The sequence below is a fragment of the Streptomyces sp. ADI95-17 genome (assembly GCF_003846175.1).
Taxonomy (GTDB): domain Bacteria; phylum Actinomycetota; class Actinomycetes; order Streptomycetales; family Streptomycetaceae; genus Streptomyces; species Streptomyces sanglieri.
Window position 1 is genome coordinate 733,970 of record NZ_ML123048.1, and the last position, 22,564, is coordinate 756,533.

16 protein-coding genes are annotated in these 22,564 nt (G+C 72.8%); 7 read left to right on the top strand and 9 right to left on the bottom strand.

The window, feature by feature from the left end:
• The first annotated feature begins 221 nt into the window (after window positions 1-221).
• The 5 genes from EES42_RS26325 to EES42_RS26345 are packed head-to-tail and all read left to right on the top strand — an operon-like array spanning window position 222 to window position 10,618.
• Window positions 222-3,848: a WGR and DUF4132 domain-containing protein gene (locus EES42_RS26325; protein WP_124720721.1), complete on the top strand. Its 3,627-nt coding sequence runs from the start codon at window positions 222-224 to the stop codon at window positions 3,846-3,848.
• Window positions 3,845-4,975 (top strand): ATP-binding protein, encoded by a 1,131-nt coding sequence (locus EES42_RS26330; RefSeq protein WP_124720722.1) that lies wholly within the window; start codon window positions 3,845-3,847, stop codon window positions 4,973-4,975. Before EES42_RS26325 ends, EES42_RS26330 begins: the two co-directional genes overlap by 4 nt.
• Window positions 4,975-7,344, top strand: a complete 2,370-nt coding sequence (locus EES42_RS26335; protein WP_124720723.1) for a DUF5682 family protein — start codon at window positions 4,975-4,977, stop codon at window positions 7,342-7,344. The genes EES42_RS26330 and EES42_RS26335 overlap by 1 nt, the downstream gene beginning before the upstream one ends.
• Window positions 7,341-8,534, top strand: a complete 1,194-nt coding sequence (locus EES42_RS26340) for a VWA domain-containing protein (protein ID WP_124720724.1) — start codon at window positions 7,341-7,343, stop codon at window positions 8,532-8,534. The genes EES42_RS26335 and EES42_RS26340 overlap by 4 nt, the downstream gene beginning before the upstream one ends.
• Window positions 8,531-10,618 (top strand): hypothetical protein, encoded by a 2,088-nt coding sequence (locus EES42_RS26345; protein WP_206433574.1) that lies wholly within the window; start codon window positions 8,531-8,533, stop codon window positions 10,616-10,618. Before EES42_RS26340 ends, EES42_RS26345 begins: the two co-directional genes overlap by 4 nt.
• On the opposite strand, the gene EES42_RS26350 is transcribed toward EES42_RS26345, so the two are convergent.
• The 6 genes from EES42_RS26350 to EES42_RS26375 all read right to left on the bottom strand — a co-directional run bounded on the left by EES42_RS26350 (window position 10,578) and on the right by EES42_RS26375 (window position 16,660).
• Window positions 10,578-11,924, bottom strand: coding sequence for a 6-phospho-beta-glucosidase (locus tag EES42_RS26350; RefSeq protein ID WP_124720725.1), 1,347 nt, complete (start codon window positions 11,922-11,924; stop codon window positions 10,578-10,580). The two genes, EES42_RS26345 and EES42_RS26350, sit on opposite strands and share 41 nt — an antisense overlap.
• A 131-nt stretch (window positions 11,925-12,055) precedes the next feature.
• Entirely contained in the window at window positions 12,056-13,606 is a 1,551-nt protein-coding gene (locus EES42_RS26355) for a cytochrome P450 (protein WP_124720726.1), read from the bottom strand.
• A 67-nt stretch (window positions 13,607-13,673) separates the two neighbouring features.
• The gene (locus EES42_RS26360) at window positions 13,674-14,288 is read right to left on the bottom strand and encodes a GTP-binding protein (RefSeq protein ID WP_124720727.1); all 615 of its coding nucleotides are present in this window, start codon (window positions 14,286-14,288) and stop codon (window positions 13,674-13,676) included.
• A complete protein-coding gene (locus EES42_RS26365; RefSeq protein ID WP_124720728.1) occupies window positions 14,269-14,640 on the bottom strand; it encodes a DUF742 domain-containing protein in 372 nt (123 codons plus the stop codon). The genes EES42_RS26360 and EES42_RS26365 overlap by 20 nt, the downstream gene beginning before the upstream one ends.
• A complete protein-coding gene (locus EES42_RS26370) occupies window positions 14,637-15,044 on the bottom strand; it encodes a roadblock/LC7 domain-containing protein (RefSeq protein ID WP_093896207.1) in 408 nt (135 codons plus the stop codon). Before EES42_RS26370 ends, EES42_RS26365 begins: the two co-directional genes overlap by 4 nt.
• A complete protein-coding gene (locus tag EES42_RS26375) occupies window positions 15,041-16,660 on the bottom strand; it encodes a sensor histidine kinase (RefSeq protein WP_124720729.1) in 1,620 nt (539 codons plus the stop codon). The genes EES42_RS26370 and EES42_RS26375 overlap by 4 nt, the downstream gene beginning before the upstream one ends.
• Window positions 16,661-17,068: 408 nt before the next feature.
• On the opposite strand from EES42_RS26375, the gene EES42_RS26380 reads away from it, so the two are divergent.
• On the top strand, window positions 17,069-17,824 hold the full coding sequence (locus EES42_RS26380) for an IclR family transcriptional regulator (protein ID WP_124720730.1): 756 nt from the start codon (window positions 17,069-17,071) through the stop codon (window positions 17,822-17,824).
• A 128-nt stretch (window positions 17,825-17,952) separates the two neighbouring features.
• Here EES42_RS26380 and thrS read toward each other — a convergent pair whose 3' ends face one another.
• From thrS to EES42_RS26395, 3 genes are all read right to left on the bottom strand, one after another.
• Complete coding sequence (thrS, locus tag EES42_RS26385) at window positions 17,953-19,203, bottom strand: threonine--tRNA ligase (RefSeq protein ID WP_124720731.1); 1,251 nt, start codon at window positions 19,201-19,203, stop codon at window positions 17,953-17,955.
• Between the two features lie 185 nt (window positions 19,204-19,388).
• Window positions 19,389-19,895: a MarR family winged helix-turn-helix transcriptional regulator gene (locus EES42_RS26390; RefSeq protein ID WP_124720732.1), complete on the bottom strand. Its 507-nt coding sequence runs from the start codon at window positions 19,893-19,895 to the stop codon at window positions 19,389-19,391.
• On the bottom strand, window positions 19,892-21,592 hold the full coding sequence (locus EES42_RS26395) for an FUSC family protein (protein WP_124720733.1): 1,701 nt from the start codon (window positions 21,590-21,592) through the stop codon (window positions 19,892-19,894). Before EES42_RS26395 ends, EES42_RS26390 begins: the two co-directional genes overlap by 4 nt.
• Window positions 21,593-21,741: 149 nt before the next feature.
• Here EES42_RS26395 and EES42_RS26400 point away from each other — a divergent pair, with 149 nt between their 5' ends.
• Window positions 21,742-22,509, top strand: coding sequence for a VOC family protein (locus EES42_RS26400; protein ID WP_124720734.1), 768 nt, complete (start codon window positions 21,742-21,744; stop codon window positions 22,507-22,509).
• The last annotated feature ends 55 nt before the right edge of the window (window positions 22,510-22,564 follow it).

Genomic DNA, 22,564 nt, shown 5'->3' on the forward strand with positions numbered 1-22,564 from the left:
CGCCCGGACGGCCGCGCCGGACCGGTGTCCCACGGACCGTCACCGTCCGGAGCCGACCGGGGTAGTGCGGTGCGGGCAAGCGCCTCACCCAGCGCCTGACCTGCGGTTCTACCCGTAAGACACCCCGGTCACGCTGCGTTGTCAGTGCTCCGTTCTAGTGTGGCACCACTGATCGAAAAGCCCGCTGCGGAGCGGGCTGCGGGCGGGAAGGGGGCGGAACTGTGCGCCGCTGGGAATATGTCGAGGGCACTGCGTCGAAGTTCTGGGAGACCGAGGCCGAGGGCGCCGTGGTGACGGTGCGCTACGGGCGGTGCGGGAGCGAGGGTCGTACGCAGGCCAAGGAGTACGCGTCGGCCGAGGCCGCCGCCGCCCAGGTCGTCAGGACGATCACGGAGAAGGAGAAGAAGGGGTACCGCGAGGTCGAGGCGTCCGCTTCGACGCCCGCCGCCCCGGACACCGCGGCAGTCACCGGCACGGCTCCGGCAGCGGCTGCGACCGCCCCTGACGCGGTCGTGGACGACAGCGCGACCGTTCTCCCCGACGAGGACACCTTCACCCTGCCCGACAGCTGGAAGCGGTTGCTGCACCCCCGGCGCGGCGGAGTGCGCCGCGGGCCGGCCAAGGCGAAGCGCGAGACGTTCGAGGCGATCGAGACCAAGCTCGCGGAGGAGGCCGCCTGGATCGCGGAGTTCGCGGACTCGCCGCGTTCGGACTCCGCGGCGGCCGAAGCACTGCGCGCACACCTCGGCGGAGCCCCCTCTCCGGCCGGTGCGGCCGCGCTGACCGCGATCACCGACGCCTCTGGATGGGCGGACTTCTGGTCCGAGCGCTACGGCCTCCCGTTCGCCGCACGGGCCGCGACCGAAGTCTTCTCGGTCGACGCCGACTGGCAGCAGAGCGGCCTCACACGGAGCGCACCCCGGCTCAGGGCGCTCCCGGGCCCCCGCCACCAGTACTGGGCCTGGCACCACCGATCGCCGATCGACCGGGTCCGTGCGCTGCTCGCGGCAGCCGACGAAGCCACGTACCGGGCGGCGGTCGAGGCACTGGCCGAGTGCCGCACCGACACCCTGCGCAGGATCATCGTCGCCTACCTGGTCCCGAGCGAGACCGGCTGGGTCGACGAGCTCTGCGCGGATCCGGCGGTGCACGCCGAGCAGGACCGCACGCTGCGTGCCATGGTGTTCAGCTCGCTGTACTCGGCCGACCAGATGGCGCTGTTGCCCTACCGCCCGGACTACACCCTCGGCGTCGCCACCATCGCCACCGTCGCCGAGGGCGTCGGCCCGGCCATCGCCCCGGCACTGGCCGACACCCTCGACGGCACCCACTACTACTCGGACAGCGTGAAGCTCGCCGCCGGCGCCCTGGTGGAGCTGCCGACGGACGATGCCTTCCTCGGCCTGCTGGCGCATGCGGACTCCAAGCACGTCCGCCCCTCGCTCCTCGAAGCCATGCGCCGCTATCCGGTACGGGCGGTGCGGCTGCTCGCCGCCGAGGCGGGCGGCAGTCCGTCAGCGGCGTCCCGGTCCCTGCAACTGCTCCGGACCCATGTCGGTGCCCACCGCGAAGTGGTGTCACTGGCGCTCGGCGATCTCGGCCCCGAGGTCGTGGAGATCATCGAGCCGCTGCTCAACCCGGTGGATCTGGTCGCCGACGCACCGGTGGACGCCCTGCCTGCCGTGCTGACGGCTCCGCCGTGGTCCCGGCCCCGCACCACGGTCAGGGCCAAGCCCGTGACCGGGCTGACCGCGGTCTCCGAGCCCGTGCTGGAGTGGCTGCCCGAGGAGCGGGCGGCCTGGGCGGCCACCTCCTCCTGGTACACGCAGAATCGCAACAACGGCGACATGCACGAGTACATCGACGTGCTGCGCCAGGAGTCGCCCCCCGGTGATCTGCGCTCGGCGTGGGTGTTCGTGCACGGCGACGAGGACGTGGTCGCCCCGCTCCTCGCCACCTGGGATCCGGACGATCTGTGGGACGGCGAGGACACGCTCAAGCCGATCGCCGCGCGATTCGGCCTGGCCGCGCTGCCGATGCTGTTGCGTGCCGTTCCCAGGCAGCCGAGCGCGCTCGCCCCGCTGTTTCTCCCGTTCGTCGACGTGGACGTCGCCCGGCACATGGCCGACTGGGCGGTCCGGCTGAAGTCCACCGCGTCGACCGCCCGTGCCTGGTTCGCCCGGCACGGCGTGGCGGCCGCCCCGCTCCTGGTCCCGGCCGCCGTGGGCAAGGCGGGCGCCGCGCGGAACGCCGCCGAGCAGGCACTGACATCGATCGCCACGACGCACGGCGACGAGGTGGTCCGCGAGGCCGCCCGGGCGTACGGTCCGCAGGCCGCGGCGGCGGTGGACGAGCTGCTGGCCGCCGACCCGCTGGAGCGCGCGCTGCCCGTCAGGATGCCGGTGCTGCCGGGCTGGGCGGAGCCTTCGGTGCTGCCGCAGATCACGGTCCGGTCCGGCGGTGCGCTGCCGGTGGCGGCGGTGCGCAACGCCCTGATGATGCTGGCGCTGTCGAAGCCCGGTGAGGTGTACCCGGGAGTCGCCGCGCTGACCGGGGCGGCCGAGTCCGCTTCGCTCGCGGAGTTCGCCTGGGCCCTGTTCGAGCAGTGGCGGATGGCGAACATGCCCGCGAAGGAGTCGTGGGCGCTGCACGCGCTGGGGCTGATCGGCGACGACGAGACGGTCCGCCGGCTGACCCCGGTGATCCGGTCCTGGCCCGGTGAGTCGGCGCACCACCGGGCAGTCGAGGGTCTCGATGTGCTGGCCGCCATCGGCAGCGACGTGGCGCTGCTGCATCTGCACGGCATCTCGCAGCGGGTGAAGTTCAAGGGCCTCAAGGTACGGGCCGGGGAGAAGATCGCCGAGGTGGCCGCAGGACTGGGGCTGACCGGCGAGCAGCTCTCCGACCGCCTCGTGCCCGACCTCGGGCTGGACGCCGACGGTTCGACGGTCATCGACTACGGCCCCCGTTCGTTCACGGTCGGATTCGACGAGCAGTTGCGGCCGTACGTGCTGGACGGTGACGGCAAGCGCCGCAAGGACCTGCCGAAGCCGGGTGCCCGCGACGACGCGGAGCTCGCCCCGGCGGAGCGCAAGCGGTTCATGGCACTGAAGAAGGATGTCCGGACGATCGCCTCCGACCAGGTGCGGCGTCTGGAGGCCGCGATGGTGACCGGACGTTCCTGGACGGCCCAGGAGTTCCAGGAACTGTTCGTCGGCCATCCGCTGCTGTGGCACCTGGTGCGCCGGCTGGTGTGGCTGAGCGATCCGGAGGACGGGACGCGCAGCGCGTTCCGGGTTGCGGAGGACCGTACGTTCGCCGACGCGGAGGACGACGTCTTCGTCCTGGCCGATGACGCGACGGTGCGGCTCGCGCACCCGCTGCACCTCGGTGACGAACTGGCCGCCTGGTCGGAGCTGTTCGCCGACTACGAGATCCTGCAGCCGTTCCCGCAGCTCGGGCGTGGTGTGCTCGCGCTCTCCGAGAAGGAGACCGACGAGTACCGGCTCACCCGGTTCGAGGGGCTCAAGGTTCCGATCGGGAAGGTTCTCGGGCTGCAGCGGCGCGGCTGGGAGCGCGGGGTGCCGCAGGACGCCGGGGTGGAGCGCTGGATCTCCAAGCGGCTGAGCGACGACTGCTATCTCGTGATCGCGTTGGACCCGGGCATCGCGGTCGGCGTGGTCGACATGTTCCCCGACCAGACCCTGGAAACGGTCTGGCTCGACACCCGGCCCGACGATCACTGGAGGCGTGGCGAGTATCAGCACCGCTTCACCGGCCTGGACGCGGTGACCGTGTCCGAGTTCCTGAACGACCTGGCCGAACTCACCGAGGACGTCGCGTCGTGACCGCGCACGAGGAGACCCGTGCCGCGGCGCCGGGCGGCGGGGCCGAGCCGGTGCAGCGGCCCCCGGCCGAGGTCCGGTACGCCGAGGAGCTGGCGGCACTGCGCGCCGACGACCGTGATCCGCGTCCGCCGGGCTGGGAGCTGAGCCTGCGTGCGGCACGCCGGTTCATCATCGGTGACGCGGACACCGGCATCGGCCGGAAGTTCGTCGGCAACCCCTCGCTGGTGGACCGGGCCCTGGTGACGCTGGCGACGAGCCGTGGGCTGATGCTGGTCGGCGAGCCGGGCACCGCCAAGTCGCTGCTCTCCGAGCTGATCGCGGCCGCGGTCAGCGGCGACTCGACGCTGACAGTGCAGGGCGGCGCGGCCACCACCGAGGACCAGATCAAATACGGCTGGAACTACGCGTTGCTGGTCGCCGAGGGGCCGTCCACCCGGTCGCTCGTGCCGGCCCCGATGCTGCGCGGCATGGCGGAGGGCAGGCTCGTCCGGTTCGAGGAGATCACCCGCTGTCCGCTGGAGGTGCAGGACTCGCTGCTGTCGCTGCTCTCCGAGCGGGTGGTGGCCATCCCCGAGCTGACCGGGCCGGACGGCATGGTCTTCGCCCGGCAGGGCTTCAATGTGATCGCCACCGCCAACACCCGGGACCGGGGCGTCAACGAGATGAGCGCCGCGCTCAAGCGGCGGTTCAACTTCGAGACGGTCTTCCCGATCCCCGACCTGGACACCGAACTGGCCCTGGTCGAGGCCGAGGTGACGACCCTGCTGCGGCGCTCCGGTGTGGAGCCGCCGCCGGACCGGGATGTGCTGGAGGTCCTGGTCGGGACGTTCCGGGAGCTGCGTGCCGGGGCCGGTGAGAAGGGCGGTGCCGGTCCGGACCGCCCGTCGGCGGTGATGAGTACGGCGGAGGCCGTGTCCGTCGCCCACGCCGTGGGAGTGCGCGGCTGGTTCCTGCGCGGCGAGCCGGGCAGCGCCGCCGATGTGGTGGCGTGTCTGGCGGGTACCGCGGCGAAGGACAGCCCGGAGGACCTGGCCCGGCTGCGCCGCTATCTGGAGCAGCAGGTGCCGCGCCGCCGCGGACCGCAGTGGAAGGCCCTGCACGACGCACGCCATCTGCTGGCCGACTGATGTCCACGGTGTTCCTGGGGGTGCGTCACCACTCCCCCGCCTGTGCACGGCTCGTCGAACGGACCGTCGCGGAGCTCCGGCCCGCCCAGGTGCTGATCGAGGGTCCGGCTGAGATGAACGGCCGGCTGGACGAGCTGCTGCTCGGGCACGAGCTGCCGGTCGCGGTGTTCAGCCACTACCGCGACGGACAGCGGGCCGCGACGTCCTGGGCCCCGCTGTGCGACTACTCGCCGGAGTGGGTCGCGCTGCGGGCGGGGAGGGCGGCCGGGGCACAGGTCCGCTTCATCGATCTGCCGGCCTGGCATCCGGCGTTCGCCGAGCGCACCAACCGCTACGCCGACGCTGAGGCGCGTTACGCGGAGGCGACGGAGCGGCTGTGCCGGCAGTTCGCGGTGGACTCCTCCGACGCCCTGTGGGACCGCCTGTTCGAGGTCGAACCGGACAGCGGTCTCGCCGAGCGGCTCGACGCGTACTTCGCGCTGGTGCGCGGTGACGCGGAGGCCGACGCGGGCGACCGGGCGCGGGAGTCGTACATGGCCGCGTGGGTGCGGGCTGCCGTGGCGGCGGCCGGTGACCGGCCGGTCCTGGTGGTCACCGGTGGTTTCCATCAGCCGGCGCTCCGCGCGCTCACCGATTCCCGTGCGCGGGACGGGGCGGACGGCGACGGCTGGGAGCGGGGCGCGGACGGGTGGCCGGTGGTACCCGCCCCGCCGGACGGCGCCATGGCCGGGAGCTTCCTGGTGCCGTACTCCTTCCGGAAGCTGGACGCGTTCGCCGGGTACCAGTCGGGGATGCCGTCGCCGGGCTACTACCAGCAGGTGTGGGAGGCGGGCCCCGAGGCCGCGGCGGACGGCCTGCTGCGGGTGGTCGTCGAGCGGCTGCGGGCCCGGAAGTACCCGGTGTCCACCTCCGATCTGATCGCCGCCCGCAGCCTGGCCGAGGGGCTGACGGCGCTGCGCGGCCATCCGAGTCCGGCCAGGATCGATGTGCTGGACGGCCTGGCGGGCGCTCTGATCACGGACGATCTGGACCGGCCGCTGCCGTGGACCGGCCGGGGCACGCTGACGGCGGGGGCCCACCCCGCGGTCGTCGAGATGGTCGCGGCCTGCGGCGGCGACCGCACGGGGCGGCTCCATCCGCAGACTCCGGCGCCGCCCCTGGTGCATGACGTGGCGGCGCAGCTCGCCGGGCTGGCGCTGGACGGCGGCCCGGAGGCGACGTACCGCCTCGATCTCACGGACGCCACCGACCTGGAACGCAGCCGGGTGCTCCACCGGCTGCGGGTGCTGGGTGTCCCCGGCCAGGTGCGGACCGCCGGTCCCACCCACGGCGTCGACCCGGTGTTCACCGAGCGCTGGGAGGCGCAGTCCGTCCTGGGGCGCGAGGCCGCGCTGGTGGAGGCGGGGGCGTACGGGGCCACCCTGGCCGAGGCGGCCGCCGTCGCCCTCACCGAGCGCACCCGGAGCGGTACGGCGGAGGCCGATGGTCCGGCGGGGGCGCTGTTCGACGCGGTGCTGTGCGGAATGGGCGGGCTCTCGGAGCAGCTGCTCGAAGAACTCTCCTCCTGTGTACGCGAGTTGCAGGCCACCGGACCGCTCGGGGAGATACTCGCCACGGCTCTCGGGCTGTGGCGGCACGACCGGGTGTTCGGCATGGCGCGCGGTCCGCTGCTCGCCGCCGTGATCGACGGGGCGACGGAACAGCTGCTGTGGCTCCTGGAGGGTGCGCGCGGCTCGTCGGGGGTGGACTTCCCCCGGCTGCGGGCGGTGGTCGCGGTGCGCGACGCGGTGCTGCACGCACCGGAGTTGCTCTCCGTCACCCGTGAGGTCGCGGCCGGGATCGCCCGGCGGATCGCCGAGGACCCGCAGGCCCCGATCGATGTGCGCGGTGCCGCGTTCGGGCTGGCCCGGTCCCTGGGCCGGGTCCCGGGAGCCCCCGGCACGTCCGGCGATCCGGCCCGGGTGGTGCGTACGGTGGCGAGGGCCGGTGCCGATGCGCTCGGCGACTGGCTGGCCGGGCTGTTCGCGCTCGCCCGCGACGAGGTGACGGGCGCGGCGGGCAACGACGACGGCCGCGGAACGGACGGCGCGGCCGAGTCGCTGATCGATGTGCTGGACGGCCTGGTCAGCGCGTTGTCCGACGAGGAGTTCCTGTCGGGCCTGCCCGCGCTGCGGCAGGCCTTCACCTTCTTCCCGCCGCGCGAGCGGGACCGGATCGCCGCCCGTCTGCTGGAACGGCGAGGGGTGCGCGGCTCCTCGCGTTCCCTGCTCCGGACCACCGCGGACCCCCTGCTGATCGCCCGGGCCCGCGCCCTGGAGGAGTCCGTGTCCCGACTGCTGGCCCGCTACGAACTGGATGCCGCCCCATGACCACGCCCGAACAGGCACCCCGCCGGGCACCCGGGCCCGAGAAGGGTTCCGGCACTGTTCCCGACGCGGGGCTGGAGCGCTGGCGGCTGGTCCTCGGCGCCGCCGCCGAACGGCACACCGGGCAGCCGGGTCCGGCCGACGCCGGCCGGGACGCCGCGCTCGACTGGCTCTACGGCCGTGACCCCGAGCTCACCCGGCGCGGGGTGCGCCGTTCCGGCTCGACTCCCCGGACGGGCGGCGACGGGCCGTCCGCGGTGACCGCGGTCGACTGGCTCGACGACATCCACCGGCTCTTCCCGAAGGAGACCGTCGAGCGCCTGGAACGGGACGCCGTCGAGAAGTACGGCATCCAGGAGATCGTCACCGACCCCGCGGTGCTGGAGCGGGTCGAGCCCAGCCAGACGCTGCTGCGTGCCGTGCTGCGCACCAAGCATCTGATGAACCCGCAGGTGCTGCGGCTGGCCCGGCGCATCGTCGAGTCGGTGGTGAGACAGCTCATGGCCAGGCTCCAGCCGGAGATCCGCCGGGCGTTCCACGGCACCCGCTCCCGCAGGCCCAGCCGGGTGCCGCTGGCGAGGGACTTCGACTTCCGGCAGACCGTGAAGGCCAACCTCGCCCACTACCAGCCGGACGAACGGCGCCTGCTCATCGAGCGCGCCCACTTCCACTCCCGCACCCGACGCCATGTGACGCAGTGGCAACTGATCCTGCTGGTCGACCAGTCGGGCTCGATGGCCGGATCGGTCATCCACTCCGCGGTGACCGCCGCGTGTCTGTGGGGCCTGCCCGGCCTCAAGACACACCTGGTCGCCTTCGACACCCAGGTGGTGGACCTGACCTCGGACGTGACCGATCCGGTGGAGCTGCTGATGCGGGTCCAGCTGGGCGGCGGCACCGACATCGCACGGGCCGTGGAGTACGGCGCGGGCCTGGTGGAGAACCCGCGCCGCACCGTCGTCGCGCTGATCACCGACTTCTACGAGGGCGGCGACCCGTACCGGCTGGTGCGGGCGGTGCGGGGGCTGGTGGAGCAGGGCTCGACCGTGCTGGGGCTGGCCGCGCTCGACGAGGACGCCGACCCGGACTACGACCGGGTGACGGCCGGGAAGCTCGCGGCGGCCGGGGCGCACATCGGGGCGATGACGCCCGGTCGGCTCGCCGAGTTCGTCGCCGAGAGGCTGGGCCGATGACCGAGCCGAGGACCTCCGCGGGGACCGGCGCCGCCGTGCGCCCCGATCTGCTCGCCCTCACCCCGGACACGCTCGCGGCGCTCGCCAACCGGGGCCTGGTCAAGCGCGCCACGAAGGAGTTGGACGCGGGGACGGTGCCCGTGCTCACGACCGATCCGGACACCACGGTGCGGGCCAGGTTCGACGACGGCACGACCTCGGCGCTGCCGCCCGGCACCGGCCTGGACGAGGGCGACTGCAGCTGCGCCGCACCGGGCGTGTGCCGCCATCTCATCGCCCTGGTGCTGGCCCATCAGCGCAGCGCCGCGTCCGATCCGGACGGCGATCCCGCCGCGTTCACCGACTGGTCCCCGGGCAGCACCGACGACGACGCGCTCACCGACGCGGTCGGCGCCCGCCCGGTCGCCTCGGCGCGGCGCACCCTCGACCGGGGCTATGCCGCTCTCGTGCACCGCCCGTCCCCGGATCACCCCGAGCCCCGGGTCGAGCTCCCCACGTGCACGGTGCGTTTCCCGGTGCCCGGCGAGATCGCCCACGCGTTGACGGACGCGGCCGCCTCGCTGCGAGGTGAGGTGGTGGCGCTGGCGGTCTGGGCGTTCCGGGCCGCCGACGCCACGGACACCGACGAGCGTTCCGTACCCGTCCAGGTCGGCGGCCGGGCCGCCGCGCCGCCCACGGCGCTGCCCGTGCTCGACGCGGCCCTCGGGCTGGCCGGCGAACTGCTGGCGGAGGGCGTGGCCCATGTCGGCCCGGTGCACGGCGGAGCCCTCGCCCGCGCCGGTGCCGCGCTGACCGCCCGGTCGATGCACTGGCCCGCGGGCGCGATCGCCGAGCTGGCCGACCAGCTCACCGCGTACGCCGACCGTACCGCCCAGTACCGCCCGGAGTCGGTCGCCGCCCTGCTCACCGAGGTGCACGCCCGGCGGCGGGCCGCCGGGCATCCCGGGGTGCTCGGCACCCGCGAGGCCGGGGACACCCCGCTGCGCCGGGTCCGGCTGGTCTCGCTCGGCTGCCGCGTCCACGGCACCGGGCAGTCCCTGACCTCCGAGGTGTACTTCGCCCACCCCGGCGCGGGCACGGTCCTCGTACTGCGCAAGGCCTGGACGGCCGCCGAGGGCAAGGAGCTGTCCGCCCACCGGCTGGCCACCCGTCGTGTCCTGGGCACCACACTGGCCTCGCTGGCCGGCGGAAGTCTGGTCAGCGAGAGCGTCCGGCGCACCCCGAGCCATGCGCTGACGGTGGCCCGGGGCAGGCTCGGCACGACGACGATCACCCCGGTCGGCGCGGCCTGGACCGAACTGCCCGAACCCTTGCTGGTACGGGATCTGACCGCACTGGCCGAAGGCTGGGCCAACAGGCCGCCGCGGCTGATCCGGCCCCGGGTCGAGGCGGAGGCGGTCCATGTCGTCGAACTGTCCGAGGTGGAGAGCGTCGGTTACGACCCCGCCGAGCAGCGCCTGGAAGCCGTGGTGCGGGATGCGGCGGGGGGCCGGGTGCTGGTGGCGTCGGAGTACCGGCCGGAGTGCCCCGGTGCGCTGGACGCCCTGGCCGATGCCCTGGAGGGCGGCGCCACGCACATCAGCGGTTCGCTGCACCGGTCCGGCGGCGGGGTGCGGATCGATCCGCTCGGGGTGCTCACCCCGGCGGGGACGGTCGTGCCGGATCTCGCCGCCGGTGACGGTTCCACGGCCCTGGCCGCGGTGGTGCGGCGGTCGTCCGATCCGCTGACGGCCGCGCTGGAGGAGGCGATGTCCGCGATGTCGGCGGTGCCGCACAGCGGGCTGCGTCATCTCAACGTCCCCGCCCGTGCCCGGATCGACGAAGCGGCGACCGCGCTGTCCCGCACCGGTCTGGCCCGTGCCGCGACGCTGCTGCGCGCCTTCACCGAGGCACTGGACGACGGGGCGCTGCCGGCCGGGGAAGCCCTCGCGGCCCGTTCCCGGGCGTGGCTGGACGCCCAGCTCCACCTCCTGGTCAGCAGCGAACTCCGCGCCTCCGCACCGGCGTCCGGGACCCCCGGAGCCCCTGGAGCCGCTGGAGCCGCTACGGACGGTTCAGATAAGCGAGTTGGGGATGGACCTTGATGTAGCCGTCGACGAGGCGTCCGGCCACGGTCACCGAGTCGACCAGCGGGTGCAGTGCGAAGGCCTTCACGGCGGTGGCGCGGGATCCGCTCGCCGCCGCGTCCAGCACCGCGCGCTCGACCGCCTTGACCGCGGTGACCAGCCCGACGGCGTGGTACGGGAGCGGATCGACGGCGACGGGGTGGGCACCGTTGGCGTCGACCAGGCACGGCACCTCGATGACGGCGTCCGCGTCGAGCACCGGGAGCGTGGTGCGGTTGCGGACGTTGAGGATGAGCGAGGTCCGTTCGTTGCGGGCGACGGCCCGCATCAGGGCGAGCGCCACCTGCTCGTAGCCGCCGGACTCCAGATCGCTCTCGTCCCGCTCGCCGACCCCGGCGACCTCTCTGTTCTCCGACATGTAGGTGGCCTCGCGCTCCGCGCGGGTGCGGTCCCAGGCGGACAGGGCGGGGGTGGTGGGGTCCTTCATCCGGGCGTAGAAGCCCTCCTGCTGCTCCCGCAGGAAGGCGCCGCGGGTCTGTTCGGCGTCCTGGTAGGCGCGGACCGCTTCCCGGTTGAAGTAGTAGTAGTGCAGGTATTCGTTGGGGACGGCGCCCAGCGACCGCAGCCAGTCGGTACCGAAGAGCCTGCCCTCCTCGAAGGAGCCGAGGAGTTCCGGGTCGGCGAGCAGCCTGGGGAGTTCGTCCCGGCCGTCGACGTACAGTCCGCGGACCCAGCCCAGGTGGTTGAGCCCCACGTAGTCGATCCGGGCGCGGTCGGGGTCGGCGCCGAGCACCCGGGCGATGCGGCGGCCGAGGCCCACCGGGGAGTCGCAGATGCCGATGACCCGGTCGCCCAGGTAGTGGGACATGGCCTCGGTGACCAGGCCGGCCGGGTTGGTGAAGTTGATGACCCAGGCCTCGGGGGCGAGCCGCACGATGCGCTGCGCGAGGTCGACGGCGACGGGCACGGTGCGCAGTCCGTACGCGATGCCGCCCGCGCCGACCGTCTCCTGGCCGAGCACGCCTTCGTCGAGGGCGACCCGTTCGTCGGCCGCCCGGCCTTCGAGACCGCCGACGCGGATCGCCGAGAAGACGAAGTCGGCGCCGCGCAGTGCTTCGTCGAGGTCGGTGGTGGCGGTGACGGCGGGCGCGTCCAGGACACCGGCGGCCTGTTCGCCGAGCACCCGGGCCACGGCGGTGAGCCGGTCGGCGTCGGTGTCGTAGAGGGTGACCGCGTCAACGCGGCCTTCGGCGTGATCGGCGAGCAGCGCCCCGTACACGAGTGGTACCCGGAATCCGCCGCCGCCCAGAATTGTCAGCTTCACGCTTGTGCATGGTACGGGGGCGGGCCCGGTCCGGGGCCCCGGCGGCGTCGGGCCCGGTGGCCGTGGACTCGAAAGTCCTCGGCCACCGGGCCGGACGCCGCTGCCGCGCTCACTCCCGGGGGCGTGTCGGGTCAGTTGCCGCTCCACCACCGGGAGACGGCCCGCCACAGCCTCGCCGGTGCGGATTCGCCGCGCTGCTGCGGGATCCCGCCGACGGCGGAAGGAGCGGCGGGGGTCCCGGATTCGTCGACGGCGGTGGCCGTGGCCGTCGTACTCATCGGGGCGGTGGCCGTGGCCCGGCCGGGTGTGGGCGCGGTGTGCCGGACGGTCGACTGCACCTCCCAGTCCTGGCGCGGCGTGTTGGGCCTGCCCATGGAAGGCGGTTCCTTGTCGTCCTGCGGCGGGCGGGCGGCGAAGTCGGCCGGCAGCTCCACCAGGTGCCGGCCCATGATGTTGCCGACCCAGCTCAGCTCGCTCTCCTCGACGGCGAGTTCGAGATCGGGCAGGCGCATCAGCAGGGCGTCGACGCCGACGTCCGCGATGGCCCGTCCGATGTCCTGCCCGGGGCATTCGTGGGGGCCGCCGCTGAACGCGAGGTGGGCGCGGTTGCCCGCCATGTCGTCGCCCAGATCGGGGCGGACCACCGGGTCGGTGTTGGCCGGCGCGATGCCGACGATCAGCGCGTCGCCGGCCTTGATCTGCTTGCCGCCGAGCTCGGTGTCGCCGACCGCCCAGCGGCCGAAGACCGCGGTGAACGGCGGCTCGTCCCAGAGCGTCTGCTCGACCGCTTCGGGGACCGTCATGTGACCACCGCTGAGCCTGGCCCGGAAGCGCGGGTCGGTGAGCACCATCCGCAGGACGTTGGCGATCAGGTTGGCGGTCGCCTCGTAGGAGGCGATGAGGATCAGCCGGAGGTGCTCGCTGACCTCCTGGTCGTTCAGCCCTGCCGGGTGTTCGACGAGCCAGGTGGCGAAGTCCTCCGCGGGTTCGCGCCGGCGGCGCTGGACGAGCCGGGTCAGCGCGTCGAGCACATAGGCGTTGCTCGCCACGGCGGTCGCCGTGCCGCGGGTCATGTCGCGGGCGGCCTGGACCATCCGGTCGTTGTACTCCTCGGGCATGCCGAGGATCGCACACATCACCATCATCGGCAGCCGCTCGGCGAACTGGCTGACCAGGTCGACCCGGCCCTGCTGGCAGAAGTCGTTGACGAGCCGGTTGCTGTAGCGGTTGACGTGGCGGCGGACGCCGCGGGTGTCGATCCGGCCCATGCTGTCGGTGACCGCGCCGCGCAGCCGTTCATGGGTGGCCCCGTCGGCGAACGCGCAGATCGGCTGCCAGGTGAAGATCGGGGCCAGCGGGTGGTCCGGGGCGACGCTGCCGTCCTGCAGGGCCCGCCACCGCCTGGAGTCGCGGGAGAACTGCGAGGGGGTACGGGTCATGTGCAGGTTCTCGCTGTGTCCGAGGACCAGCCAGGCGGGTACGTCCCCGTGCAGCAACACGGGGGCCACGGTGCCGTGTTCGGCTCGCAGCTTGTCGTAGAGCCCGTGGGGGTCCCGCTCGGCCTCCGGGCCGTAGAACCGGCGCAGTCCGCCGGGGCCGACGCCGAGGCCGTGGGCCGGGCATTCGGGGGGCGGAACCGGCCCGGGGGCCGCTCCGGGCTCGTAGTGGAATGGGGTTGTCACGATCGCTCCAGGGATCAGGCCAAGTACCGGACGGATGGGGATGCGCGAGGGGGGGTTGGTACTGCGGTCAGGCGAGCGGGAGGGCCAGACTGTGCAGATAGCGCATCAGGGTCATCAGCACGTCGCGGCTGGAGCCGCGCAGTCGGGCGTCGCAGTCGATCATCGGGACCTCGTCGGGGAGGTCCAGTGCGGTCCGCAGCGCCTCGACGGGGTGCTTCGGGGCGCCGGGGAAGGTGTTGACGGCGACGACGAACGGCACGCCGCGCTCCTCCAGTCGCCCGATGACGTCGAAGCTGACTTCGAGGCGGCGGGTGTCGACGAGGACCACCGCGCCGAGGGCACCTTCGAACAGGCCGTTCCACAGGAACCAGAACCGTTCCTGGCCCGGGGTGCCGAAGAGATAGAGGATCAGCTCCTCACTGATGGAGATCCGGCCGAAGTCCATGGCGACGGTGGTGGCGGTCTTGCTCTCCACCCCGAAGTTGTCGTCCACGCCGACGCCGGCCTGGGTCATGGTCTCTTCGGTGGTCAGCGGCCGGATCTCGCTGACGGAACCGACCATGGTCGTCTTGCCGACCCCGAACCCGCCGACGATCACGACCTTCACCGCGGCTGTCGCCGTCGTGGGAAGGACGTCCTCGCGCCGGGGGCCGGTGATCGTGTCAGAGCTTCTGAAGTCCATGCATCACCGCTTCGAGAAGGGACCTGTCCGGGAGAGTGGCGCGGACGATGGGTGCGCGCGATTCGATGAGTCCGGCAGCGAGGAGTTCGGTGAGGAGCGAGGTCACCACGCTGAAGGGCAGACCGAGGTATGCCGAGATCTCGGCGACGGATAACGGTGCCTGGCAGAGCCGCAGGATCACGGCCTGCTCGGGCTGGACCGTCGGCGTCGGCTGTGCCTGCGCGACGATCATCGTGACCAGGTCGAGCTGCGCCCGCTCGCTGCCGTCGGGATCGCCGGTGATCACGTACAGCCGTTCCGGATCGCTCGGAGCCGGATCGGCTTTTCGGCGTTCTCGTCGGGGAGAGTTCATCCGGCCTGCCCGTCGTGGCGCGGCGGGCTCGTCAGATGGGCACCGATCCTGACGACCATGTCACGCATCCGCGAGCCGACGAGCCCCGCGTCGACCGTCTCGCCGGCGAGCACCGCGAGGTACGCGCCCGTTCCGGCGGCCATCAGGTAGAAGAAGCCGCCGGTGACCTCGATGACGACCAGCCGCATGAGCCCGTCGCTGTAGGGGATCTCGGAGGCGACGGCGGCGGCCAGGCTCTGCAGTCCGGCACAGGCCGCCGCGAGGCGGTCGGCGACATCGGGGTCGCCGCCGTGCCGGGCGATGCGCAGACCGTCGGCGGAGAGCACCACGATCTGGTGGATGTCCGGTACGTCGTCGGCCAGTTCCTTGAGCATCCAGTCCATGTTTCCCCGCTGCTGGATCACTTCAGGTCTCCCTTGTCCCACGCATCGTCAGAGTCTTCGTCGGTCTTCGGGTCCTGCGGCACGCCGTTGACCGCGTTGGTGAAGGCCTCCAGCCAGAGCCCCGGGGGCTGCTCCTTGCCGCCGCCGTCACCGCCGGGCCCGTGTCCGTGGCCATTGGTGTGGCCGTTGTGCCGGCCTGCGGAGGGATCGGCGGGCTGGGCGGGGAGGTTGTGCGAGCCGAGTGGTGCCCGGCCGCGGCTTCGGCGTTGCGGAAGTCCGCCCGCGGTCCATTCGGTCACCACGGGGACGTCGTCCTCCATGGCGGCGGGGGGCAGGACCGGCCGGGTGGCGGGTGCGACCGGGCCGGTGGCGGGTCGCTGGGCCACGGGGGTACGGGGCTTGCGGCGGGCCGGCACGACGTGCTTCATGGCCTCCTGGTCGATGTCGCTGGTGGGCCTCGACGTGGCGCCGATGCCGTGGGCGATGCCGGGAGCGGGTCCGGTGGTGATCATGGCGCGGGGCACGATGAGCACGGCGCGGACGCCGCCGTACGCGGACTGTCGCAGGGAGACCTGGAGGTCGTACATCCGCGAGAGCCGGCCGACGACGGCCATGCCGAGTCGCGGGGACTCGCCGAGGTCGTTCATGTTGGAGCCGGCCTGTGCCCTGGCGAGCATGTTCTCGGCCCGCGAACGGGCCTCCTCGCTGAGCGAGACGCCGCCGTCCTCGATCTCGATGGCGATGCCGGTCTGTACCTCGACGGCGGTGACGTGCACCCGGGTCTGCGGGGGCGAGTAACGGGTGGCGTTGTCGAGGAGTTCGGCGCAGGCGTGGATGAGCGGCTCGACGGCGGTGCCGATGATGGCGACCTTGGCGATCGAGTGCAGGTCGACCCGGGGGTACTCCAGGATCCGCGACATGGCGCCGCGCAGCACGCTGAACAGCGGTACGGGCTTGGGCCACTGGCGGCTGGGCCGGGCACCGCCGAGCACCGCGATGGAGTCGGCGAGCCGGCCGATCAGTGCGGTGCCGTGGTCGATGCGGAGCAGGTCGTCGAAGACGTCGGGGTTGCGCCCGTGGTGCTCCTCCATCTCGCGCAGTTCACTCGCCTGGCGGTGGACGATCGCCTGGACGCGCCGGGCGACGTTGACGAAGGCGCGCTGCGCGGAGTCACGCATCGCCTCTTCGTTGTCGATGATGTGCAGCACCGTGTAGACGAGGGTGCGCTGGGCGTCGGGCAGGTCGCGGTACATCTCGTCCGCGTCGACGACGTCACGGAGCACCTCTTCGGGCGAATTGCCCACGCGCAGCCGGTGGATGGCGGCCGGCAGCAGTTCCTTGCTGATCCGCACGGTCTCGTCGTCGTGGGTGGCGATGCGCCGTTCCAGGTCGGCGAAGCGGCGTTCGTACACCGCGCGCTGGGCACGCAGGTCGCGCGCCCGGCGGGTGAGTTGGACACTCAGGGCGGCGACCACGACGGTGGCGACGGCACCGCACCAGACGACTGGTATCCGCGCGGCCGTGGAGACCAGTGCCGCCGCGGCGGCGGTGGCGCCGCCCATCAGGAGCACGGGCAGGAACACGGCGCGAACGACGGAGGATTCTCGGTCGATCGGCGGTGATTCAACACGAACCATCTAAGACCTCTGGCGGTTGATTCGGGAGGTATGCACGCTTGCAGGACAGTCAGGAACAAGCGCTCGAATTCATATCAACTCGACTTCACTGCGCGTGAGCTTAGTCAGATCGAATCAGTGCTTCGGCACATTCACCCAACCCCCTGCGCGAGCGCTCCAGCGGTAATACACTCACGAGTTTTTGCACGCACCGCCGTCACGCGTGCACACGGAGTGACAGTCGGCGCAATCCGTCGAGAAGGGGAGTCGTTCGTACCGGGGATCGGGACAACATAGGCTTGAAACAAGGAAGTTCAGGGGGTTCGATCCAGCTGGTCACCCGCTTCCGTCCCTCAGTGCGGGACAGGCGCACATGTGATCGAACTGGATCGAAGGGAGCACATTCGAGCGAAGGGGAACCGGCACACCGTGGGACCGAATCGGAGCTACACCATCGAATCGCTGGACACCGGGCTCCGGTTGATGCAGCTCTTCCTCGCCCATGACACGCTCACCGTCTCCGAGGCCGCCGAGCTGCTCTCCGTGGGCCGGTCCACCGCGCACCGGGTGCTCAGCACGCTGGAAGGACGCGGCTTCGCGATCCGGGACTTCTCCGGCCGGGGCTACTCGGCCGGTCCGGAGCTGGTCCGGCTCGGCCGCCCGGCGGGGTTCGGCCCGGCCGTCCGGGAACGGCTCGCGGCGGTGCTGGAGGACGCGGTGCTGCGCACCGGCGAGACGGTGCAGTGCGCGGCGCTGAGCGGCGACCGGATCATCGTCACCGACGGCCGCGAGTCCCCCCGGCCGGTACGGGTGATGCCGGAACCCGGCAGTACGCACCCCGCGCACGCCACGTCCGGCGGGAAGCTGCTGCTCTCCCGGATGACTCCGGAGCAGGTCTGCGCCCTCTACCCGCGCGAGGAGCTGCCCGCGGCCACGCCGGACACCCTTGTCTCGCGCTCCGCGCTGCTCGCCGAGCTCCAGGAGATCCGCTCCCTCGGACACGCGCTCAGCCGCGGGGAGTCGGTCCGGGGCATGAACACCGTGGCCGTGCCGCTGACGGGGTCGAGCTGGCGCGACCGGCTCGCCCTGATGGCGTCGGCACCCGCCGATCGCGGGGACGACGCGGCGCTCGCCCACCTGGCCGGGGAACTCCGCTCGTCCGCCGCGCTGCTGGAGACGGACTGAGTGGTTCCGGCCCGGTGGCCACGGGTGCGTTGCGGGTGCGGGTGCGGGTGCGGGTGCGCCGGAGCGGACCGCCGGAGCGCGCCGTCCCGCTCCGGCGCCCGGCTCCGGCGGTCCGCCGCCGGCGGCGCCTACAGCCGGAGTTCGACGGCGTGTGCTTCCACCAGGGCGGCGATCCGTGCGAGGGCTTCGCCCGCGGGCCGCGACGCCGGCCGGGTTCCGTCACGCAGCCGCAGGGCCACCTGCCCCTCGGCGGCCTCCCTCGCTCCGATGACCGCCTGGCAGGGCACCAGACGGGCCTCCCGGACGCGGGCCGAGAGGGTGCCGCGTTCCGGTCCGGCGATCTCGGTCCGCAGCCCCAGGCCGGCGCACTGCCGGGCGAGCGCATCGGCGTCGGGGAGTTCGGCGTCGGAGATCGGGATGATCGCCAGCTGGGTGGGGGCCAGCCAGGCGGGGAAGGCCCCGCCGTGCACCTCGATCAGCTGGGCGACGGCCCGCTCCACACTGCCGACGATGCTGCGGTGGATCATGACCGGCCGGTGTTTCGCACCGTCGGCGCCGATGTAGTGCAGGTCGAACCGGCCCGGCTGATGGAAGTCGATCTGGACGGTGGAGAGGGTGGATTCGCGCCCGGCGCCGTCGGCCACCTGGACATCGATCTTGGGGCCGTAGAACGCGGCCTCCCCCTCGGCGGCCTCGTAAGGCACCCCGGAGCTGTCGAGGACCTCGGTCAGCAGGGCGGTGGACTTCCGCCACATCCCGGGATCGTCGACGTACTTCCCACCCGGGCCGGGCAGGGAGAGCCGGTAGCGGGCCGCGCTGATGCCCAACGCCCGGTACGCCGCGCCGATCATCTCCAGGGCGGCCCGTGCCTCCTCGGCGACCTGGTCCGGGGTGCAGAAGATGTGCGCGTCGTTCAGCTGGATGGAGCGCACCCGGGTCAGCCCGCCGAGCACTCCGGACAGCTCGGAGCGGTACATGCCGCCCAGCTCGGCCATGCGCAGCGGCAGTTCGCGGTAACTGTGGGAGCGGGAGCGGTAGATGACGGCGTGGTGCGGACACAGGCTCGGCCGCAGCACGACCTGTTCCCCGCCCAGGTCCATCGGCGGGAACATGTCGTCGCTGTAGTGCGACCAGTGCCCGGAGATCTCGTACAGCTCGCGCTTGCCGAGCACCGGCGAGTACACGTGCCGGTAGCCGGCCCGCCGTTCGGCGGTGCGGATGTACTCCTCCAGGGTGTGGCGCACGGCGGCGCCGTCGGGCAGCCAGTAGGGCAGTCCCGCGCCGATCAGCGGGTCGGTGTCGAACAGGCCCAGCTCGCGGCCGAGCTTGCGGTGGTCGTGCATGGCGGTCTCCTCGCGTCGTCGGGCGGGTGACCGCAAGGCGAAGCCCCGGGGCACTCGCCCCGGGGCTTCTCACTGCACAGCTGTCAGCGCGCCGGGACACTCTCCGGCGTCGTCGTCATGGCAGCGCGCTTCATGCGGTGGACGTTAGCAACGGCGTACGGGAATCCGCGCGGGATTTTTTCCGGGGCCGTCGGGACCGGCCCCGGGCCTGCCCTCGTGCCTCAGTGCCGGACGCCGCCGATGCGTCCCTCCAGTTGCACCAGCAGCTCGCTGAGCTGGGCGCTGAGCCGGGCGCGCGACTGCTCGTCGAGACCGGACAGCACCGTGCGCTCGTAGGCGAGCTGCCGGGGCAGCAGCATGTCCACCAGCGCGCGCCCCTCCTCGGTGAGGCGGACGTGGTTGACCCGGCGGTCGCGGTCGTCGCCGCGTCGGTCGACCAGGCCGCGCTCCTGGAGGACCCGCAGCCGCTTGGTGACGGCGGCCCCGGACGAGAAGGTCTCCCTGGCCAGTTCGCCGGGGGTGAGTTCGCGGTCGGTGCGGCGTACGGCGCCGAGCAGGTCGAACTCGGCGCGGGTCAGCCCGGCGGCACGCAGCGGGGCGTCCTCGGCCTGCTGGAGCAGGGCCGCGCAGCGGTTGATCCGGCCGATGAGTTCCATTGGTCCGGTGTCCAGTTCCGGGTTGACGGCCTGCCACTGCCGTACCACCGAGGCGACGATGTCGTCGGTCACACCGCTCCGTTCTCCGGGGCGCGGGCGGTCGGCCCCCGCCGTGTTGCTGTCGCGGCGAGCGTACGGTGTCCGGCCTGCTCGGCCGCGAGCACCCGCTCCTGGGGCAGTGCGCGCTGCCACCATTCGCCCGCGGCCGTGTCGTCCGCCTCGCGCAGTTCGACGAGCGAGCCGGTCAGCCTGCGGCGGGCGGCGTCGAGCGCGGCGGGCGTGGGCTGCGGGGCGGCCAGCGCGTGTACGACGTGGGCGCGGGCCAGGTCGGTCGCGGCGAGCGCCTTCTCCAGGCGTCCGGCGGCGCGGCGGTTGGTCACCAGCATGGCGGCGAGTACGCCCACCCCGGCGCCGATGACGGTGTCCAGGACCCGGTCGCCGACGAGTTCACCCGCCGGGTGGGTGCCGCCGAATTCGAGCACCAGCAGTGCCATCGGGGTGACGGCGACGGAGCCGAGCCAGTAGTTGCGGGTGATCAGGGCCTCGGCCGCGAAGCCGAAGAACAGGCAGAAGCCGATGAGGGCCAGCGGTCCGGTGCGGCTGACCGGGAGGATCGCGGCGAAGACGAGGACGCCGAGCAGATTGCCGAGGGTGCGCTGGAGCGCCCGGTTCCAGGACAGGGTCACGTTGGCCTGGTACAGGGAGGCGGCGGTGACGATCGCCCAGTAGGGGCGGCCGACGCCGACCGCCTGGGAGACGTATCCGGCCAGGGCGCAGCCGAGGAGCGCGCGGGCGCCGATGGGCAGCAGCGGGGATCCCGGGGCGAGGCTGCGCAGCAGTGCGCGGCGGGCCTCGCGGCGGCTTCCGCTCCGCCGGGCGGCCCGTTCGGCGTCGATGCCGAACAGTTCCTCGGCCGTGCCCGGGGCGGGCGGCGGGGTGGGTACGGGGCCCCGGGCGCGGGTCTGCCGGGCCCAGATGCGGAGCTGTTCCGGGCCGGGGGCGGCCGGGTCGGCGCCGGAGGTGCCTGCGGTGAAAGCGGCCTCGGCGTGCACGACCAGGCGTTCGAGGTCCCGGCGTACGGGCGTGGGGCGGCCGGCGGCGAGCAGGGTCTGCCAGGCCGCGTGCACGGTGGCGGCCGCGGTGTGCCGGGTGCGGTGGCCGGGGTCGGCGAGGTACGCGGCGGCGGCGTCGAGGGCGCGGGCCGTCGCCCGGCGCTCCGGGCCCTCGCGGCGCAGGAGCGCGGGGCCGGCCGTGACCAGCCAGGCGATCGCGCCGGCGGCCAGGGTCAGCGCGAGATGACCGGGCACCTGGCCGAGGTGCTGTGGGGCGAAGAGCGCGGCGGAGGTGACGAAGGTGAAGATCACGGGTCCGGGCGGGCCGATGCGGGTGGCGTCGCAGAGCGTCTTCTGCGCCGCGGCGAGCAGCGCTCCCACCGCGATGAGCACGGCGGTCGACCCGGTGAGAGAGGCCGCGACCAGGGATATCGCCAGGCCGATGACCATGGACACGACGACTCCGGCGACCGCGCGGGCACGCCGGGCGTACGGCAGGTTGTGGCCGTAGAGCGCGCAGAGCGATCCGGCCATCGTGTACATCACGAGGTCGAGCCGGTCGACGGCGAACAGCACCAGATCCGGTACGGCGGTGGCGACGACCACGCTCAGCGCCGGTTTGAACCACATGTCCGAGGGCCGGGCGAGACGCAGCGGGGCGGCCAGCGGGAGTCTGCGGACGGAGGGCTGCCGGGACCGGGTAGTTGTATCGCTCACCCAAATACTTTAGCAGGTATTACACCCGTAAAACATTCCTTCCCCGATGGCCGCGCCCCGCGCGAGGTCATAGCGTTCAACTGCGCAAGGACTGGCAGGTGCGGGCACCCGTACGCATCCACGCGCCCACGCATCCACGGAGGAACCGAATGAAGCTCACCGAACCGGTGCCCAGCGGCCCCTGCTGGATCGAGCTCAGTACCACCGACATCCCGGCCGCCAAGTCGTTCTACGCGGCCCTGTTCGGCTGGCGCTCGGAGACCGATCCGCGCGAGGAGGCGGGCGGCTACACGATGGCGCACCTCGGCGACGCCCGGGTGGCGGCGCTCAGCCCGGTCTATCAGCCGGGTCAGCCGACCGCCTGGACGGTCTCCTTCGCCACCGAGGACACGGACGGCACCGTCGAACGGGTGAAATCGGCGGGCGGCTCGCTGCTGGTCGGCCCGATGGACGTGTTCGACCAGGGCAGGTTCGCGGTGGTCGCCGATCCGTCCGGTGCGGTGTTCTCGCTGTGGCAGGGACGCGCCTTCGCCGGTGCGGAGCGGCTGAACGACCCCGGTGCGCTCGGCTGGGTCGAGCTCGTCACCCGCGAGGCCGACCCGGCGCTCGCCTTCTACCCCGCGGTCTTCGGCTGGACGGTGAACGCCGCATCGGACCGGTACACGCAGTGGGGCGTGGCCGGTGAGGACTTCGGCGGGATGTTGATCATGGACGACCGGTTCCCGCCGGAGGCACCGTCGAACTGGCTGCCGTACTTCGCCGTGACGGATGTCGACACGACGGCCGCCACTGCCCGGGGCGCCGGCGGCGAACTGCTGATGCCGCCGACCGACATCCCGGACGGGCCGCGGATCGCGGTCGTACGGGATCCGCAGGGTGCGGTGTTCGGCATCCACCGGACGGGCGAGGAGGGCTGACGGCCCTCACCCCGTCGGTGGACAGCCGCAGTCTCGCGGCACCGCCCGGACCTCC